Here is an 18,829-nt window from a genome sequence, read left to right on the forward strand (position 1 = left end):
TCAATTTAAGGTTTATTAATTATCTTCGCCTTTATGAATCCTAAGCTGTTACAGACTCCCATCGATTACCTCAAAGGTGTGGGCCCTAACCGTGCCGACCTGCTCCGAAAAGAATTGGGGATACACACCTACCAGGACCTTATCAATTTGTTCCCCAACCGGTATATTGACCGTACGCGCTATTACAAGATAAATGAGTTACAGGAAAATTCTTCCGAGGTACAGGTTGTGGGTAAGGTCGTACACCTTAAAACGGTAGAACAAAAACGGGGAAAACGGCTTGTGGCCACTTTTACGGATGGTACGGGTGAAATGGAACTGGTGTGGTTCCGCGGGCACAAATGGATACGGGAAAGTATTAAGCTCAATGTACCCTACGTCATTTTCGGGCGCTGTAACCGCATCGGGCATCACTTTTCGATGCCACACCCGGAAATGGAACTTCTTACCGATCACGAACGCAGCCTGCGAACGGCGATGCAACCCGTATATCCCTCAACAGAAAAACTCAGCAACAAAGGGATCACCAACAAGGTTATCAACAAACTGATGCAACAGCTTTTTACGGAGACCGGGGGAAAGTTCATGGAAACCCTGTCCCCTTCCCTCCTTGGTGAACTGAGCCTTATCTCAAAGCCTGCGGCCCTTTTCAATATCCATTTCCCCAAAAGCCAGGAATTGCTGGCCAGGGCACAGTACCGGCTGAAATTCGAAGAACTTTTTTACATACAGTTACAACTGCTCATAAAGAACCGTATACGCAAACAGAAGATCAGGGGCTACGTCTTTGACCAGGTAGGCGACCAGTTCCTCAGTTTTTATAACGATCATCTCCCTTTTTCCCTTACCGGGGCACAAAAAAGGGTGATCCGGGAAATCAGGCACGATCTCGGCACAGGAGCACAAATGAACCGCCTGCTCCAGGGTGATGTGGGGTCCGGAAAGACCATTGTAGCCCTGATGGCCATGCTGCTTGCCATAGACAACGGTTTCCAGGCCTGTATCGTGGCCCCCACCGAAATCCTGGCGACTCAGCATTACAACGGTATTGAAGAGTTGGTTAACGACCTGGGAATAACCATAAAACTGCTCACAGGCTCTACTAAAACTTCAATACGAAATGAAATCCACGAGCAACTCCAAAGCGGCGAACTGAATATCCTTGTAGGTACCCACGCCGTATTGGAAGACAAGGTGAAATTTCACAATCTCGGGCTGGCCGTGATCGACGAACAACACCGTTTCGGGGTAGCACAACGGGCAAAATTATGGCATAAGAATTCCACTCCGCCACACATCCTGGTCATGACCGCCACCCCTATTCCCCGTACACTGGCCATGAGCCTCTACGGCGACCTGGACATTTCGGTAATTGACGAATTACCGCCGGGACGAAAACCCGTAAAGACCGTGCACCGCTACGACAGTAACCGCCTCAGGGTTTTCCGGTTTCTGAAAGACGAAATCGGCAAAGGAAGACAGGTCTACATTGTATACCCGCTCATACAGGAATCCGAAAAAATGGATTATAAGGATCTCATGGATGGCTATGCCAGCATAGAAAGGGAGTTCCCGAAACCCGAGTACCAGGTATCCGTAGTTCACGGCAAGATGAAACCGGCCGACAAGGACTACGAAATGGAGCGCTTTGTACGGGGAGAAACCCAGATCATGGTGGCTACCACAGTGATCGAAGTGGGTGTTAATGTACCCAATGCATCCGTAATGATCATCGAAAGCGCCGAAAGGTTCGGGCTGTCGCAGCTACACCAGCTACGCGGCAGGGTGGGACGCGGTGCGGAACAGAGCTATTGTATCCTGATGACCGGGCACAAACTCTCTGCCGACTCCAAAACACGCCTGGAAACCATGACCCGTACCAACGACGGTTTTGAAATTGCCGAAGTTGACCTGAAACTCCGCGGACCGGGAGATATTATGGGCACCCAGCAAAGCGGTATACTCCATCTGAAAATAGCCGATATTGTCAAGGACAATCAAATCCTGAAAGCCGCCCGTTACTACGCCCTTCAGTTATTAAAAAACGACCCTTCCCTTTCTTCGGAAGAAAACAGGATCATACGATATACGTATACACAGCTCAGCAAGGACAAGAACATATGGAATTATATCAGTTAACCGCAATAAATACGGTATAGTGGTTTTCTCAGGCAAGTACCGCCCCGGGAGACTTTTTTGGTTTGTGAGTTGGGGAGTTTTGGAGTTGGGGAGTTTTGGAGTTGGGGAGTTTTGGAGTTGGGGAGTTTTGGAGTTGGGGAGTTTTGGAGTTGGGGAGTTTTGGAGTTGGGGAGTCCCGGAGTTTTGGAGTTGGGAGGGTATTGTCTCTCAGTTCTTAAAACCCTAACAAGTACACGTCATTCCGAGGAACCGACGAAGGGAGGTAAATCCAGCCCTGAACCCTTCGACCTGGCTAAGGATAAACTAAAGCCGAAGGGTGGCAATCTCTGGAAGCCGGCAACATACCTCCGGTGGCATGCGCATAACCTGCCAGGAGACCGCCGCGCTACAGCCTGTCCTGAGTTTATCGAAGGGCTCGCGGTGACGATTATCTTAACGTCATTGCCAATTGATGCGCTTGCCGAAATGTTAATTCCCGGAGCTACAGAGGGTGTCATTATCGATTTATATGGTTGTCCAAATGTTATCCCTCACAGTGACGTATGGCTTCAACTTCGTAAAATCGTCGTTTACACAAATCTTTTTTTAATACTTTTGCCCCGGAGTTCGACAACTATTCCTCACGGTTTTTAAAAAAAATCGTATATTTAGATTTTAGCTTCCCCAACATGTAAAGTAAGGCGGAAGCTACTACCCCGGGCCGATACTTTATGAAAGCAGGGAGCTCCCGGAGTTCCTGCTTCGGCAGAATTCCATATAAAAAAACTGTATCCGGTCGTCCGGGGCATATACGGTAATCAAACCAGGGCGTTATTTTTTCCTGCCGGTACAGGGAACTAACTAAACCTCTATGGGCATAAGGTCCATAGGTTTATTGCAGGCTGAAAGTCTGTTTGGCCAGGGATACACGAATATTTGTATAAATGACTACTGGTAAGTCCGTGTATTCGTGGCTAAACTTTATACAAACTGAAGTTGCTGCAATAATCCCGATTATCCCGATAGCTATCGGGAGCAAAGGTTTTAAACCGCAAACCGAGACCAATAAAAAACATGATTATACGTTTAAAAAAATTACTTCCACTCATCGTTTTTCTTCCCGTTTACGGGATTTCCCAGGACAAGCCCGTTGTTAAATTCGGCGGGGCGCTCCGTTTTAACTATATCTATTCCTCCTGGAAAAAGGAACAGAAAAAACAGGGCGGGGACTTTATGTACGACATGTTCCGTATCAATGCAAAAGCCTCCCTCAAAGGGGTCACTCTCGACGCCGAATATCGCCTGTATTCCGAAGAATTCGGCGGAGGTGTACTAAAACAGGGATGGCTGGCCTACCGTTTTAATGAAAAGGACGAAATCCAGGTGGGACTCACCCAGGTTCCTTTCGGGATACAGCAATACAACTCGCACAACTGGTTTTTTAATATCGGTTATTACATCGGCCTGGAAGACGATCACGATATCGGTGTCAAGTTCATTCACCGGAAGGACGAAGGACTCAATTACCAGATCGCCTTTTTTAAGAATTCGGAAAGTATAGCCTTCGGAGGTGCTACGGATGTTTCGTTCAGCAGGTATTCCTACGACGTTGCGTCTATGGACGTCGACGGTGACGGCGAACCGGATTACAGGAACAAGGAAACGAACCAGTTCAATATCAAGCTGAATTACAAATGGCAACGCAGGCAATTCAAGCAGCAGTTCGGCGGTTATGCGCAGTACGGGGGATTATATAACCTGGACACGGAAGAAATCGGTCACCATTACGGTTACGGGCTTTTTTACGAACTGGACTACAAGGCATTCAACCTCAAATCCGAGATCCTGCATTACACCAAGTCCCCGGAAAACCCGGAGACAGAACGTTCGGATATGTTCGCAATGGCCGCCTACGGTTCGCCTTACCTCGTGGCTGCAAAGGCTAACCTCGCTTCACTCGCCGTGGCCTATACCGTCCCCGTATCGTGGGGGCCCGTGGAATCCCTTCAGTTCTACAATGATTTCGGGTACATCCAAAAAACAGCACACGATTTTGCCGACAGTTATATGAACGTTACCGGAATAGGTGTAGCGGCAGGACACTTATACACCTATATCGATCTTGCCGCAGGGAAAAACCATTCCTGGCTGGGCGGTAATTTTATCGACGATTTTGCACAGGGTATTCCTGATGCCAAATGGGAAGCGCGTTTTAACATCAACATAGGATATTATTTTTAACCAGGGAAAACACTATAATTATGGCAAAAAAAGTAGTTCGAAGTGATGAAAAAAAATCCATTTTTGGGCTCGAGATCAACGGCCCGGTATTTTTTTCCTCCGCGATCATTATGATCATCAGTATTACACTGACCCTCATTTATAAGGACAGTGCGGGAGAATATTTTAAACGCATCCAGAATTTTGTAGCCAATAACGGCGGCTGGTTTTTTGTGCTGGTTGTTAATATTTTTCTCTTTTTCATGATCTATATGGCTTTCAGCAAGTTCGGAAGGCTCCGGATAGGCGGGCAAAATGCCAAGCCCGAGTTTAAGACCATGTCCTGGTTTGCCATGCTGTTCAGCGCCGGAATGGGTATAGGACTGCTGTTCTGGAGCATTTCGGAACCTATTTCCCATTTCACTTCGCCTCCTACCGCCACCGGAAAAACCGTGGCGGCGGCACAGGAAGCCATGAACTTCACTTTTTTGCACTGGGGGTTTCATGCCTGGGGGATCTACGCACTGGTAGGCCTTGCCCTGGCTTACTTTACCTATTCGAGAGGACTGCCGCTTACCATCCGGTCCGTATTCTATCCTTTTCTCGGTGACAAGGTCTATGGCATACTGGGCGATATCATCGATGTCATAGCGGTACTGGCTACGATATTCGGACTGGCCACTTCCCTGGGGCTCGGAGTAAGACAGATAGCCGGAGGCCTTAATCATGTTTTTGACATCCCCGGGGGAATTACCACACAAATGCTGCTCATCGCCGGAGTTACTCTTGTGGCCACCATTTCCGTGGTGCTCGGAGTCGATAAGGGTGTAAAATTTCTCAGTGAATGGAACATGCGTATTGCGGTATTGCTCCTCCTCCTGGTTGTTATACTGGGGCCTACCATATACATTTTCCAATCTTTTGTTCAAAATACGGGAAGCTATTTTTACAACTTCCTGGAAGTAGCCACATGGACGGAAACCTATACCGGTACGCACTGGCAGAACACCTGGACCATTTTTTACTGGGGCTGGTGGATCGCCTGGGCCCCGTTCGTAGGTATATTTATTGCCCGGATATCCAAAGGTAGGACCGTACGCGAATTTATTCTCGGGGTGCTGATCGTCCCTGCGCTGGTTACCTTTTTCTGGATCAATGCCTTCGGCAGTACCGCCATACAGGATGCCCTTGCCGGTAACATGGCCGTAGTGAACGAGGTCAAGATAGACGAAGCCATTGCCATGTTTGTCTTCTTGGAGGATTTCCCCTTACCCATGGTATTGAATATCATTGCCATCATACTGGTAGCGGGCTTTTTTATCACATCATCCGACTCCGGATCGCTTGTGGTGGACAGTATCACCTCCGGCGGGAAAATAGATGCCCCCGTGGCGCAGCGAATCTTCTGGGCCGTCATGGAGGGAGCGGTCGCCGCCGTGCTGCTGATAGGCGGAGGACTCAAGGCACTCCAGACTGCAGTTATCGTTTCAGGGCTGCCGTTTGCCATTATCCTGCTTGTGATGTGCTATTCCCTCTACAAGGGACTCAACGAAGATCACCGTAAACTACGACGACGCGAAGAGCAAAAAGACCTTGACAATTACAAGGATATCGTTTCCAATATCCTGCAAAAAAGAAGACCAAAGGAAAACAAAGATAAAAACCCATAAACATCATGACTACCGATATAAAAAACATACTCGTTGCCCTGGACCTTTCGGAAATTGACGAAACCCTTATTACTTACGCTGCTTTTCTGGCCGATACCCTGAAAGCGGAAAAGGTCTACTTTGTACATAACATCAAAAAATATGAGATCAGTGACCTGTTTGAAGATGAACTCGGCGATGTTAATATCGAAGAAAGTATCGGGGAAGAACTGAACGAAAAAGTGACCGCCCTCTTCAAAAGCAAAACGGAATGGGAGGTACTCATATCCAATGACACCTACACCGAATCGCTGATTGCCTATATCGTGAACAAGTATGGCATTCACCTCACGCTGGTAGGCAATAAAAACCGGGTAAAAGGTACCGGGGTGGTAAGCGGTAAACTCCTGCGAATGCTCCGTTGCCATATCCTGACCCTACCGAAAAATTCTGCACCAAAGGTGAAAAACATATGGATAGGAACCGACTTTTCAAATGCTTCCAAACGCAGTTTTGTCATGGCCCGGGAGGTCGGGAAAGCCACTTCGGCACAAATAAAAGCGATACATATCTATAATGTCCCGTTACAGTTTGCGCCTTACCTGCCCAAGGAAACCCTGGTGCCTACCGTAGAAAAACACACCAATGAAAAAGGCCGGAAATTCATGAAAAAAATCCCCGGGGGGGCAGAAAATATTCCGCTGGAGATCATACCGGGACGGACTTCGAGCATTACCGAGAACCTTATCGAACACGGGAAAAAAGAGAAAACAGACCTGTTCTTTGTTTCCGATAAGGGGGGAAATACGTTCTCATCCCTGCTCGTGGGAAGCGTTACCGAAGAACTGTTCAGCGAAGACCTCCATTTTCCGTTATGGGTATGCAAATAGGCGTTAGACTTTAAGTCTAATCCCTTTTTAGTCATACGACAAGCAATTTTTAGCTAATGTAGGATTGTAGTCTTACCTAAAAAATGGATAAGACTACAATCCAAGCATGACAATAATCATAAAAAATATTTTATTATATCCGATACATTTAGCAATATTATTAAACTTATCACGATACCAAAAAACAGGTTTAGAAAAATTCCTAAAAGACTTTTGAAAAACCTTTTTTCCCTAAAACTAATTATAGCATATATTAATCCAGCTAATGACAATATAGCAGTAAACAAAGCTAATAAACCTAAAATAAGCATTAAAGTAAAACTCTCATTGTTTTTCCCGAAATAAGATAAAAGTAAGAATGTTAAAATGGTTAATAATAGGCTTAGTATCCCTATCCTTATTGACCTGTTTGAATGCATATGATAATCATAGTTTTAAGAAAGCCAAGTCCGTTTCTGGACCTGGTTGATTATTAACTTTTATAAAGCAATCCAGTTGTTTTGATCATCCATTACCATTTCAGGATTCCAATGATCAACAAATAATTCCTTAAGCCTGTCTCTATTTTCTTTTATCCGATAATATTCATATATTTCTCCTTTGTAAGGTAAAGAAAGAATACAGTTATTATTCCAATTTTTGGGTTCGGCACTTCCCAAAGATGCACTGATACTAAGAGACTCTGGGTCAGTTTTCTGCCCCATTCCAAAAGCCAATATCAAACGCAAATTCAGGATAGTCACTGTCCTTACATTTCTTACAAAATTTTCTTTTTATATATTCATACTCCCAAACCACCTTTTTTTGCAGGGCAAGTTTTCGGCTGTTAGCCCCTTCGTACCGTTGGTTAAATCTTGGATCAGGTTTTTTTAATCTTTCCAAAAAGATAATAAAGGACTCTGTACACTCTTTTAGTGTGGCTTTACGATCGTACCAACTGACCCCTATTTTTAACATAAAAACAATAACTATCTCAGTATATATTTTAACACAGAGCAAATGGCTATTCCATTTTCAACAAATAAATTAGCTATAGATTCTACAATTAAGGTCGATTATAAACAATTTTTAACTTATGTCCAGTTATAACTTTCTATATCATTTAGAGAAAGTTTAAACCACTTCAAATAATACTTAGAATTCTATATCTTCCAAAATCTCTATTTTCCAAACAGATTTTTCTTTCTTTAAATTTCCTGTGACCAAAGCCCCTTCTATGGGACTGGAGAAAGAAAAAGAAACTGTTTTCGTTTCACATGATATAATATCCAATTTTAAATTAATTTTAGCTTTATTCGTATTTAAAGAATCTACTAGTTTTATATATGTGTTTTCTACTGCAAGTGAATCTAATCCATCTAGAAATGGATTAGCAATTAATTCAATAGGTTTTCGTTCATCCAATTCCAGGTGTAAATACGCATATACATTTTTTTGCAAAAGAATAGTTTTTATAATGTCTTTTTTGTCTTGTTTCTCTAAACAACTATATTCCTGAGACATACAGGATAATGATGTAACAAGCGTAAATAGTAATATAATCATTCGTTTTTCCATGATCCTTATTTTTTGTTCATTAAAATTTCATACGCCTTTTCAGGTTCAATATTTCGACCATAAACAGCATATTCAAATTGTATGCCTTCTTCTCCTGGATATTCAAAACCATTGTAATAATCCCCATAATGAACATATTCGTGCAATATCGTCGAGCCCAGAAAAAATAAAAGAGCATCCTCTTTCATCTGGTCTGTTGTTTTGTTTTCCAGTTGTTCAACAAAATCTACATCCAAATAAATATTGTCCGGATTATTTTTGTCAAACAACCCAGCCGTATCTGGAGAACTTGTTTCACGATAATTATCCAATTGCATTATTACTAAAGTAGGTCCACTACCCCATTGCAGGTCTCTTTTTATTTCAGAAATGGGTAATTTAGTAAAATGATTTATAGCATAGACAATTCTAGAGATATTTGCAACCTTCGGAAGCTGATTTTTAAGATATTCCGTTAGTTTCGGATAACGAGTAGCATAATCACTCCCTTTAGGATATTTTATCAGAGGAGAAATACTTACTAAGGCCTGTTCAGTCATTAAGGCATCAATCACCTTTTTTACATATTTTTTAAATTCTTCACTAAATTCATTGGCATCTAAAAAGTAATATAATTTATAGACCCAACCATCTACATTATCGTCAATCCATTGAGACTGTTTCGGAGTAAGAGAACCAAGTCTTTTCTTTAAAAAGAATATACCTTCTGCACTCAGATAGTAACTCGTATTCGGAACAACTGTAGTTCCCTCATTTTCGCATAAACTCAATAACCCAATAACTAAGTAACTTAATAACTTTAACTATACCTTTTTAGAAGCTAAAGCGAGATGCACTAAAGTGCACAGGTTTGACTTCAACTGAGGCCACTAAAAATCCGAAGAATATTCCTTCCTTTATTACCGGTAATACCGTTCCGAATCGTATATTTACACTTTATAACCACGTAAATACAGTTAATACCTTGAAACAGTTATTCTTTATTGCAGCGTTTGTCCTCGGGATATCTGCCGCATTTGCCCAAAAGACTTTTGACAACGGTACCATCACCTATAAAATGACCACCAACGCCCAGGATACACAGGCCGGTGACGTTACCATGGAAGCGGATCTCGTATTCCATATTTCGGAAAAAGAGGCCAAAACCAATATGACCATGAATACCATGGGCGTAAGTGTGAACATGAAAAGCCTGATCAATGCAGAAAACAGGACAGGACTGGTCCTTATGGACGTTTTGGGACAAAAAATGGCGGCGAAGGTAACACCCTCCGACTACGACGACATGATTAAAAAGAACAAGGATTTTGAAGTTGAAAACGTGGAACCGACAGCTGAGACCAAAAATATTCTGGGCTATACCTGCAAAAAAGTGATCGCCACCACCAAGAAAGGCACGCAACTGGACGTGTACTATACCGATGCCATAAAGCCCGTGTCGATAGACGGATTGGGAAACATTAACATGAAAGGTATTGACGGGTTACCGCTGGAATATCACATACAGACCCCGCAGGCCAGTCTCATCTTTAAGGCTACGGATATCGAGGAAGGCGGTGTAAAGACCTCGGTATTCAATTATGATATCCCTGAAGGCTATACCGAAGTCCCTTACAAACAGTTAAGCCAGATGAGCCAGGGTATGTAATGTTCAGGCGTCCACTATTTCCATTTTCCGGAGCAGGAAAGAAGCATTCATATTTCGGCATATCCCGTCTTTGAACGTATAGTCAAAATACAATTCGTCATCGATGATCTCGGCATCAAAATAGTGGTTTTTCACCCGGGGGATCTTATCGGCCACTTCGCACAGGCTCAAATCGTGCGTGGCGATGATCCCGGTAGCCTGTAAAGCCACAAGTTTCTCTATAAATTTCCGCGAACCGATGGCTTTATCCGTACTGTTGGTCCCTTTCAGGATTTCGTCGAGTACTATGAAATAATTGTCCTTCCCGGTCTCGTCTACTATAAACTTCAACCGGCTCAGTTCCGCATAAAAATACGAGGCTTCATCTGCGAGGGAATCTGCCGTACGCATACTGGTAATGAGTTTAACGGGCGCGTATTCACAGGTTTCCGCACAAACCGGCAAACCCGTGTTGGCCATGATGATCTGAAGGGAAACGGTTCGTAAAAATGTACTTTTTCCGGCCATATTCGCCCCGGTAATGATAAAAAACTCCTCTTTTTGAATGGTATAATCGTTTTTTACCGCTTCTTCAGGATCGATCAGCGGATGGACGGCCCGGGTGGTCCTTAAAACATTTTTGCCCTGAACAATTTCGGGAAAAACGTAAGCGGGATGGTTAAAGGCAAAATTCCCCAGTGCATTGTAAGCATCCGTAAAGTGAATAACACCAAACCAGTCACTCACCCTATTCCCGTAATTATCGATCCATTGCTCCAGTTTATAACATTGCATCAGGTCCCACAGCAGGAAACCATTTCCCAGTATCCCGAAGATCATATTGTTCCGCTGGTCCAGGGCATCGATGGTTCTGGCGAATTTCCGGAGTATATCCGAAGCGTTTTGCGACGAATGCCCTGTTTTGTCCTGCCGGTCTTTCAGCCGGGGCGAAGAAAACACCTCCCGCTCTATCAATGCGAGCAGCCGATGGTATTGATAAAAGGTATCCTGTACCTTACCCACATGTATGGAAAGCCTGCTCACCTTTTTTAATTGACTCCCGGTAATCACCAGGCCCGACAGGAAGTAACCCGAAATAACATAACCCGAAATAAAACCGAGGAAATACAGTCCCGCAAGAATAACCGATATTGCGGAGAACAACAGTGGCAGCCATTTCATATATGACGGAACAAACCGGTTATACCCACCAAGCCAGTTCAATATGGCTGCCGGGGATGTTTTTGTGTCAATGAGCCGGGCGATGGCCGTAAACTCCTGCCGGAATTCCACTTTTTCCGCCAGTTCTTTTACAACTTCCTGCTTCCGGGGAATTTCCGTAATATCATTGGATGTCAAAAGCCTTGCCAGTTCCTGCTTCCCCGCTGCCAGCGCCGTCCTGTTCAGGTACTGGAAAAAGGAACGGTTGCCGAACAGATCGACATCCTGGCTAAAAGCATGTGACGCATCCTTAAATTCCCTCCCGTCGGGAAGATGGTCAAAATTACGGTGCAACACCTGTATTTCGGTTTCGTTGAGCAGGATCAATTCGCGCAGCTTTCTCTTCTGCTGCCTGAGATCGGCATGCCGGGATATCAGGAACAAAAAGACCGCGATCCCGGCCAGGATAAACCCGATCGTCAATTTAATGTTGCCGAAAAACCAATACGTAAGAAATACAACTGTAAAAAACACGGCCAGCCGGGACATACTGAACACAAAAAGCCGTTTGTTTACCTTGTTCAGTTCGTCCCGGTAGCGTTTGATATAATTCTGATAAACCGATAAAGGTGAATTCATGGAAATGGATATGAGATGTTAGATTTTAGATTTAAGATTTAAAGACGCAGGACTGATTCCGGTTACGAGTTGCCAGTTACCAGTTTTTATAATTGTTTTCAAACGGGCAACCGGCCCTTCGCCTCAGGGACCAAAACAGGCAACGGGCAACGGGCAACAGACAACAGGCTTATTTACATTTTCAAAATCCTGTGTCATACATCCTGTAATCTTACGTCTGAAATCTTATGTCATGTACGGGAAGCTAAAATACATAAACTTCACCAACTATATACCACACAAACTGTCTGTATAAAGAATATTCCCGGAACCTCTTCTTCGGTTATTTCTGTCATACCTCCTATCTTTGCCGGGCGACTTTGTTCTTTAGTTATTGGGGTATTAGGTTATTGGGTTATTAGGTTGATGAGTTGTTGAATTAATATGCGATGTTTAAGTAACCGGATAACTGATAGCCGGGCCATCATTTTTAACATTACTAAAGTGTGATATACCGGGCCTGTCGAAGTGCTGCAATAAATTACAGGGATTTAAGTCCCTCAACTGAAACCAATAAACACAACCTGCCGGATATGACCAATTTTATTCTTATCGCTGTCTGCATCCTTTCCGGAATCCTGGTAAAACGTTACAAGGCATTGCCAGAAGACAGTTTCAAGGCAGTCAATGCCTGGCTGATCAACATTGCCCTCCCTGCGGTTGCTCTTAAATACCTTCCGCAGATGGAATGGACGGGAAAACTGCTCCTGCCGTTGCTGATGCCTTTTCTGGTATGGATCGGGGCGTATTTGTGCATACGCATACTCGATCGTTTTTACCGGCTGAGCAAACAGAACAAGGCGGTATTGCTCCTCACTGCGGGGCTGGGAAATACGTCTTTCCTCGGGTTTCCGCTTACACAGGCTTATTTCGGCGATAAAGGCCTGCCCATAGCCGTGTTTTACGACCAGGTTACTTTTATTATTATCTCAACCCTGGCCATTTTTACAGCGGTAAAGGCATCCAACGGCGGTACCTTTCACCCGCGTACCACCCTGCGGAAAATTTTTACCTTTCCGCCCTTTATTGCGTTTATCCTGGCATTCGTCCTGCCCCCGTTCATATCGTTTGATCCCGTTCGGCCCGTACTGGATGCCCTGGCCGTGACGCTGGTGCCCCTGGCCCTTTTTTCGGTAGGCATGCAACTTCCGCTGAAAGACTGGAAGACCGACCGGGGACTGATTGTTTTTGCCCTGTCTTACAAACTCGTCCTGATTCCGTTATTACTGTTTGCAGGCTGCCTGTTCTTTTCCTTAAAAGGGCTCACGGCCCAGGTAAGCGTATTCGAAGCCGCTATGGCGCCCATGGTCACGGGAGCTATCATAGCCATAGACCACAACCTGAACCCTCCCCTGGCCAATAAGATCCTCGGCATCGGTATCCTGGTCTCTTTCTTTACGACTTTTCTCTGGTCGCTCGTGCTCCCGGTTATTGGTTAATCGGTTAATCAGGTTGCTTTGTCTTAAGGGGAGGACACCCCCCTGGGGGGGGGGAGTTGTGAAACTCTTTAAAAGAAATAAATCCCCCCTTGAGGGGGGATACAGGGGGGTGTATCCCGCACCGGAGTATGTCGGCGTCCGAAAAAAACTGAAATCCCCGTCTCTGCTTTTATAGGAAGTTCATAACTATTATCTTTGCGCTTCTGTATAAAAGGAAAAAGTGCAGATGAATACCCCGTTCATACCTATTGCAAAACCTGTAAGCTACAAATTTCAAGATAGATGAAAATATCCTACAACTGGCTCAAACAGTTCATTAAACTGGATTGGGAAGCGGAAAAGACCGCAGAATTATTAACGGATCTCGGCCTGGAAATAGAGGGAATCGAATTATTTCAGTCAGTTAAAGGTGGACTGAAAGGCATTGTGGTGGGTCACGTTATATCCTGCGAACAGCACCCCAACGCCGACCGGTTAAAACTTACCCGGGTTGACCTGGGAGACGGCGAGCCGGTACAGATAGTGTGCGGCGCTCCCAACGTGGCTGCCGGACAAAAGGTGCCCGTAGCTACCATAGGCACGACTTTATATGATGAAAAAGGAAAACCCTGGAAAATAAAAAAAGGCAAGATCCGCGGAGAAGAATCCTACGGTATGATCTGTGCCGAGGACGAACTGGGTCTCGGTCAAAGCCATGATGGTATCATGGTCCTGAACGAGGACCTTAAGCCCGGAACCCCGTGCTGTGAAATATTCGAGGTGGAAGACGATACGGTATTCGAAATCGGGCTTACCCCCAACCGGGCCGATGCCATGAGCCACTTTGGTGTGGCCAGGGATTTGCGGGCAGGGCTCATGCAACAGGATATAAACCTGGAAATGATCACCCCTTCCGTAAGTAACTTCAGGGTAGACAACAGAACGCTTCGCATTGATGTGGACGTACAGGACAAGGAACGGGCCCCGAGATATGCGGGCGTAACCATTTCCGGCCTCAGGGTAATGGAATCGCCCCAATGGCTGCAGAACAGGCTAAAAGCCATAGGGATCACACCGAAGAACAATGTCGTGGATGCCACCAATTACGTATTGCACGAACTGGGCCAGCCACTACACGCTTTTGACGCGACAAAAATTTCAGGGAACAAGATTGTTGTAAAAACAGCAGAGCCGGGAACAACGTTCGTTACACTCGACGAGGTGGAAAGGGAACTCCACGAAGAGGACCTGATGATCTGTGATGCCGACAAACCATTGTGTATCGCCGGGGTTTTCGGGGGACTTCATTCCGGTGTCACCGAAAGTACGACGAGTATTTTCCTCGAAAGCGCCTATTTCAATCCGGTGTCCGTCCGAAAATCGGCCAAAAGGCACGGCCTCAGCACCGATGCTTCTTTTCGCTTTGAAAGGGGGATAGACATCAACGGCGTGGAATATGCCCTGCAACGGGCAACGCTCCTCATACAGGAAGTGGCCGGCGGTGAAATTACCAGTGACATTATGGACATGTACCCCAGGAAGTTTGAGGATTTCCAGGTATTTCTGCACTATGAAAAGATCAATAAGCTCATCGGGCAAAACCTTCGCGAAGATGTGATAAAATCCATTCTCAGTTCCCTGGAGATCAAGGTTAATAATATCTCCGAGGCCGGTATGGGCCTCACCATCCCCTCCTATCGTGTGGATGTACAGCGGGAGGCAGACGTCATTGAAGAAATACTCAGAGTATACGGCTATAACAATGTACAATTCGGGGAAAAGCTGAACGCATCCGTCTCCAATTCGTCCCGGTACGAAGATTACAAGGTACAGAACAAGGTGGCCGACCAGCTCGTAGCCCAGGGATTTTTCGAGATCATGGCCAACTCGCTCACCTCGCCCAAATACAACGAACTGTCTGCCAAAATAAAGGACGAGAACAACGTAACCATGCTCAACCCGTTGAGCAACGACCTGTCCATTATGCGAAGAACATTGTTGTTCTCCGGACTGGAAGCCATTGCTTACAACAGCAACAGGAAACGCGCGGACCTCAAACTTTTCGAGTTTGGCAAATCCTATCATCAATTCGGTGAAGAAAGGGCGGAGAACAAGCACCTGGCTCTGTTCCTTACGGGGAACAAGACCGAAGAGAACTGGAGCCTTCCCCGTGAAAAAAACAACTTTTTTTACGCCAAGGGCATAGTTTCGGGAGTGCTGGAACGTCTCGGGTTCGGCGAAATAAAATACAGCCCGGTAAAGAACGATATTTATTCCGAAGGGATCACCTTCAATCTCAACAAAGTAAAACTGGTAGACATCGGTGTGATCCGGACCGATATCCTGAAAGCTTTTGACATAAAACAGGAGGTGCTTTATGCCGACTTCTATTGGGACAATATCCTGGAACACATTCAAACCACGGGGATGAAATACAGGGAAATCCCCAAGTTCCCGGAAGTACGAAGGGATTTTGCGCTGTTACTGGACAGCTCGGTACAGTTTAGCGATATCTACACCACGGCACGTCAAACCGAACAAAACCTCCTGAAAAACATCAACCTGTTCGATGTTTATGAGGGCGACAAGCTACCGGAAGGCAAGAAATCGTATGCCGTTAGTTTTACGTTCCGGGACGAAAACAAGACCCTTACCGATAAGCAGGTAGACAAGATCATGGATAAGTTCCGCCGGGCTTTCGAGACCCAGTTACAGGCAGAATTGCGATAATACGCATAACCAAAGACAAAAGTTAAGAGCAGACAACGGCATTTTCCGCCCGTTTGTCTGCTTTTTTTATCCCCATCCGTACCGAACCCGGAACCTCCTTTTTCCCTTCTGCCCCTTTTAAAGTAATGCCCGTTTAAGACTTTTTACACTCCCGGGGCATAAAAATCCGAAAATTAATGCACTTCCCCCCTGCCGGATTAAAAAGTGACAGGTACATTATCCTGATGTCATGCAAAATATAGTTTTTGACGATGTTTTTAAAAATTACCATAATCAAAATTTATATTACGATTGTATTATTTTATTTAAAGAATTGAGTAAGGGCTGAATTTTTATTAATTTTAATGACAAGAACTTACGTATAATACAATAAAAACAAATAAACATGGAAAGCAATTCAAATGACATGGGCAAATGTCCTTATCACAACGGTGACCTGAAGAGCAACAATGCAACTTCAGGCGGCGGTACCACCAACCAGGATTGGTGGCCCGATCAGTTAAGGGTAGATTTACTCAGTCAGCATTCAAACAAGTCCAACCCGATGGAAGAAGACTTTGACTATGCCGAAGCATTTAAAAAATTAGACTACCACGCGTTGAAAAGAGATTTGTTGGCGCTGATGACTGATTCACAGGATTGGTGGCCGGCCGATTTTGGTCACTACGGTCCTCAGTTCATACGAATGGCCTGGCACGCCGCCGGTACCTACCGTATAGGTGACGGCCGTGGAGGCGGTGGCCGCGGGCAGCAGCGTTTTGCCCCGCTGAACTCCTGGCCGGATAATGTAAATATCGACAAATCGCGCAGGCTGTTATGGCCCATCAAACAAAAATACGGGAAAGCCATTTCCTGGGCCGATCTGCTGATCCTCACCGGAAATGTGGCCCTGGAAGCCATGGGCTTCCGTACCTTCGGTTTTGCAGGCGGCCGTGAAGACGTCTGGGAGCCGGACAACGACGTGAACTGGGGTTCCGAAACCGAATGGCTGGCTACCGATAAACGTTACGACCACGACGCTGATCAACGCGATCTTGACAAACCCCTCGGGGCCACCCATATGGGGCTTATTTACGTGAACCCCGAAGGACCGGAAGGCGAGCCCGACCCGGTAAAAGCGGCTCACGATATCCGCGAAACTTTTAGCCGGATGGCCATGAATGATGAAGAAACCGTAGCCCTTATTGCAGGGGGCCATACCTTTGGCAAAACCCACGGAGCCGCTCCCGAATCGCACAAAGGTCCCGAACCGGAAGCCGCACCGATAGAACAGCAGGGACTGGGCTGGAAAAGCAACTTCGGAACCGGTCACGGAGGCGATACCATTGGCGGCGGACCCGAAGTGACCTGGACACAAACCCCCGCACAATGGAGTAACTTCTTCCTCGAGAACCTGTTTAAATACGAATGGGAACTGACCAAGTCACCGGCCGGTGCCTATCAATGGATTGCCAAGGATGCAGGCGACATTATCCCCGATGCGCACGGCGGTTCCAATAAGAAACCTACCATGCTGACCACAGACCTGTCACTGCGCTTTGACCCGGAATACGAAAAGATCTCCCGGAGATTCCTTGAAAACCCGCAAGCTTTTGCCGATGCCTTTGCCCGCGCCTGGTTTAAACTGACCCACCGCGATATGGGCCCCCGAAGCCGTTATCTCGGACCGGAAGTGCCCAAGGAAGCATTGATCTGGCAGGACCCCATCCCCGAAGTGGATTTTAAACTTATCGATGCGGGAGATGTGGCGGCACTTAAAGCTAAAGTCCTGGATTCGGGGCTTTCCGTTTCCGAACTGGTTTCCACCGCCTGGGCTTCGGCCTCTACATTCCGCGGAGGCGACAAACGCGGCGGTGCCAACGGCGCCCGTATAGCCCTGGCCCCGCAAAAGGATTGGGAAGTCAACCGGCCCGAGCAATTGGACAAGGTGTTAAAGACCCTGAAAAAAATACAGGCCGAATTTAACATTGAAGCGGAGGGCGGCAAAAAAGTCTCCCTTGCCGACCTGATCGTATTGGCCGGTTCGGCTGCGGTTGAAAAAGCCGCTGAAAATGCCGGTGTAAAGGCAGAAGTACCCTTTGCCCCCGGACGTAACGATGCTACGGCCGCACAAACGGACGTGGAATCTTTCGAATATCTCGAACCGGCTGCGGACGGCTTCCGCAATTACGTAAAAAAAGGGGCGCCTACGGCCAAAGCGGAGCACATGCTCATTGACAGAGCCCAATTGCTTACCCTTACCGCTCCCGAACTAACGGTTCTTGTAGGCGGAATGCGTATGCTGGACACCAACTTTGACGGTTCCAAACACGGGGTGTTTACCGATAAGGAAGATACGCTCAGCAATGATTTCTTTGTAAACCTTCTCGATATGGCTACGGAATGGAAGAAAGCGGACAATGGTGTTTACGAAGGATACGACCATAAATCCGGTGACCTGAAATGGACGGCAACCCGCGTCGATCTGGTGTTCGGATCAAATTCCGTATTACGCGCCATAGCCGAGGTTTATGCAAGTGCCGATGCTAAGGAAAAGTTTGTAAAAGACTTCGTAGCAGCGTGGACCAAGGTGATGAACCTCGACCGTTTCGATCTGACCTGATTCCGTTAATGTTCTGTGCCATAGCGGAGCATTCCACGGATATTATATTGGTAAGAAGGGCGGCCTGTTTGCAGGTCGTCCTTTTTTATGCCGGTTGCCGTACCCTATCGGGCTACGGATCATTACAAATATTTCACTTGACCGTTTTCTTCATTTTCCGTACTTTTGATACATCTTTT

General features: G+C 45.9%; 12 protein-coding genes. 8 read left to right on the plus strand and 4 right to left on the minus strand.

Annotated features, from left to right (window positions below):
* Positions 1-33: 33 nt before the first annotated feature.
* From recG to LS482_RS00620, 4 genes are all read left to right on the plus strand, one after another.
* Positions 34-2,139: an ATP-dependent DNA helicase RecG gene (recG, locus tag LS482_RS00605; protein WP_233029799.1), complete on the plus strand. Its 2,106-nt coding sequence runs from the start codon at positions 34-36 to the stop codon at positions 2,137-2,139.
* A 1,053-nt stretch (positions 2,140-3,192) separates the two neighbouring features.
* Positions 3,193-4,359, plus strand: coding sequence for a putative porin (locus tag LS482_RS00610; protein ID WP_233029800.1), 1,167 nt, complete (start codon positions 3,193-3,195; stop codon positions 4,357-4,359).
* A 20-nt stretch (positions 4,360-4,379) separates the two neighbouring features.
* Positions 4,380-6,008 (plus strand): BCCT family transporter, encoded by a 1,629-nt coding sequence (locus tag LS482_RS00615; protein ID WP_233029801.1) that lies wholly within the window; start codon positions 4,380-4,382, stop codon positions 6,006-6,008.
* Positions 6,009-6,013: 5 nt separating this feature from the next.
* A complete protein-coding gene (locus tag LS482_RS00620; protein ID WP_233029802.1) occupies positions 6,014-6,877 on the plus strand; it encodes a universal stress protein in 864 nt (287 codons plus the stop codon).
* A gap of 479 nt (positions 6,878-7,356) precedes the next feature.
* Here the strand turns inward: LS482_RS00620 and LS482_RS00625 are convergent, their stop codons facing one another.
* The 3 genes from LS482_RS00625 to LS482_RS00635 form a co-directional block, all read right to left on the minus strand.
* Positions 7,357-7,620 carry a hypothetical protein gene (locus LS482_RS00625; protein ID WP_233029803.1) on the minus strand — a complete coding sequence of 88 codons (264 nt, stop codon included), beginning with the start codon at positions 7,618-7,620 and terminating at the stop codon, positions 7,357-7,359.
* Between the two features lie 391 nt (positions 7,621-8,011).
* Positions 8,012-8,434, minus strand: a complete 423-nt coding sequence (locus LS482_RS00630; RefSeq protein ID WP_233029804.1) for a hypothetical protein — start codon at positions 8,432-8,434, stop codon at positions 8,012-8,014.
* Positions 8,435-8,439: 5 nt separating this feature from the next.
* Positions 8,440-9,204, minus strand: a complete 765-nt coding sequence (locus LS482_RS00635; RefSeq protein WP_233029805.1) for a hypothetical protein — start codon at positions 9,202-9,204, stop codon at positions 8,440-8,442.
* 194 nt (positions 9,205-9,398) lie between these two features.
* On the opposite strand from LS482_RS00635, the gene LS482_RS00640 reads away from it, so the two are divergent.
* Entirely contained in the window at positions 9,399-10,082 is a 684-nt protein-coding gene (locus LS482_RS00640; protein ID WP_233029806.1) for a DUF4412 domain-containing protein, read from the plus strand.
* A gap of 3 nt (positions 10,083-10,085) precedes the next feature.
* On the opposite strand, the gene LS482_RS00645 is transcribed toward LS482_RS00640, so the two are convergent.
* Positions 10,086-11,861 carry a MutS-related protein gene (locus LS482_RS00645; RefSeq protein WP_233029807.1) on the minus strand — a complete coding sequence of 592 codons (1,776 nt, stop codon included), beginning with the start codon at positions 11,859-11,861 and terminating at the stop codon, positions 10,086-10,088.
* A 572-nt stretch (positions 11,862-12,433) separates the two neighbouring features.
* On the opposite strand from LS482_RS00645, the gene LS482_RS00650 reads away from it, so the two are divergent.
* From LS482_RS00650 to katG, 3 genes are all read left to right on the plus strand, one after another.
* Positions 12,434-13,339: an AEC family transporter gene (locus tag LS482_RS00650; protein ID WP_233029808.1), complete on the plus strand. Its 906-nt coding sequence runs from the start codon at positions 12,434-12,436 to the stop codon at positions 13,337-13,339.
* Positions 13,340-13,621: 282 nt separating this feature from the next.
* Positions 13,622-16,048 carry a phenylalanine--tRNA ligase subunit beta gene (gene pheT / locus LS482_RS00655; RefSeq protein ID WP_233029809.1) on the plus strand — a complete coding sequence of 809 codons (2,427 nt, stop codon included), beginning with the start codon at positions 13,622-13,624 and terminating at the stop codon, positions 16,046-16,048.
* A 385-nt stretch (positions 16,049-16,433) separates the two neighbouring features.
* The gene (katG, locus tag LS482_RS00660; RefSeq protein WP_233029810.1) at positions 16,434-18,650 is read left to right on the plus strand and encodes a catalase/peroxidase HPI; all 2,217 of its coding nucleotides are present in this window, start codon (positions 16,434-16,436) and stop codon (positions 18,648-18,650) included.
* Positions 18,651-18,829 lie beyond the last annotated feature (179 nt).

It is taken from the genome of Sinomicrobium kalidii (genome assembly GCF_021183825.1).
GTDB lineage: Bacteria > Bacteroidota > Bacteroidia > Flavobacteriales > Flavobacteriaceae > Sinomicrobium > Sinomicrobium kalidii.

Coding starts and splice junctions, on each gene's coding strand:
- recG (WP_233029799.1), top strand. CDS start 34: ATGAATCCTAAGCTGTTACAGACTCCCATCGATTACCTCAAAGGTGTG.
- LS482_RS00610 (WP_233029800.1), top strand. CDS start 3,193: ATGATTATACGTTTAAAAAAATTACTTCCACTCATCGTTTTTCTTCCC.
- LS482_RS00615 (WP_233029801.1), top strand. CDS start 4,380: ATGGCAAAAAAAGTAGTTCGAAGTGATGAAAAAAAATCCATTTTTGGG.
- LS482_RS00620 (WP_233029802.1), top strand. CDS start 6,014: ATGACTACCGATATAAAAAACATACTCGTTGCCCTGGACCTTTCGGAA.
- LS482_RS00630 (WP_233029804.1), bottom strand. CDS start 8,434: ATGGAAAAACGAATGATTATATTACTATTTACGCTTGTTACATCATTA.
- LS482_RS00645 (WP_233029807.1), bottom strand. CDS start 11,861: ATGAATTCACCTTTATCGGTTTATCAGAATTATATCAAACGCTACCGG.
- LS482_RS00650 (WP_233029808.1), top strand. CDS start 12,434: ATGACCAATTTTATTCTTATCGCTGTCTGCATCCTTTCCGGAATCCTG.
- pheT (WP_233029809.1), top strand. CDS start 13,622: ATGAAAATATCCTACAACTGGCTCAAACAGTTCATTAAACTGGATTGG.
- katG (WP_233029810.1), top strand. CDS start 16,434: ATGGAAAGCAATTCAAATGACATGGGCAAATGTCCTTATCACAACGGT.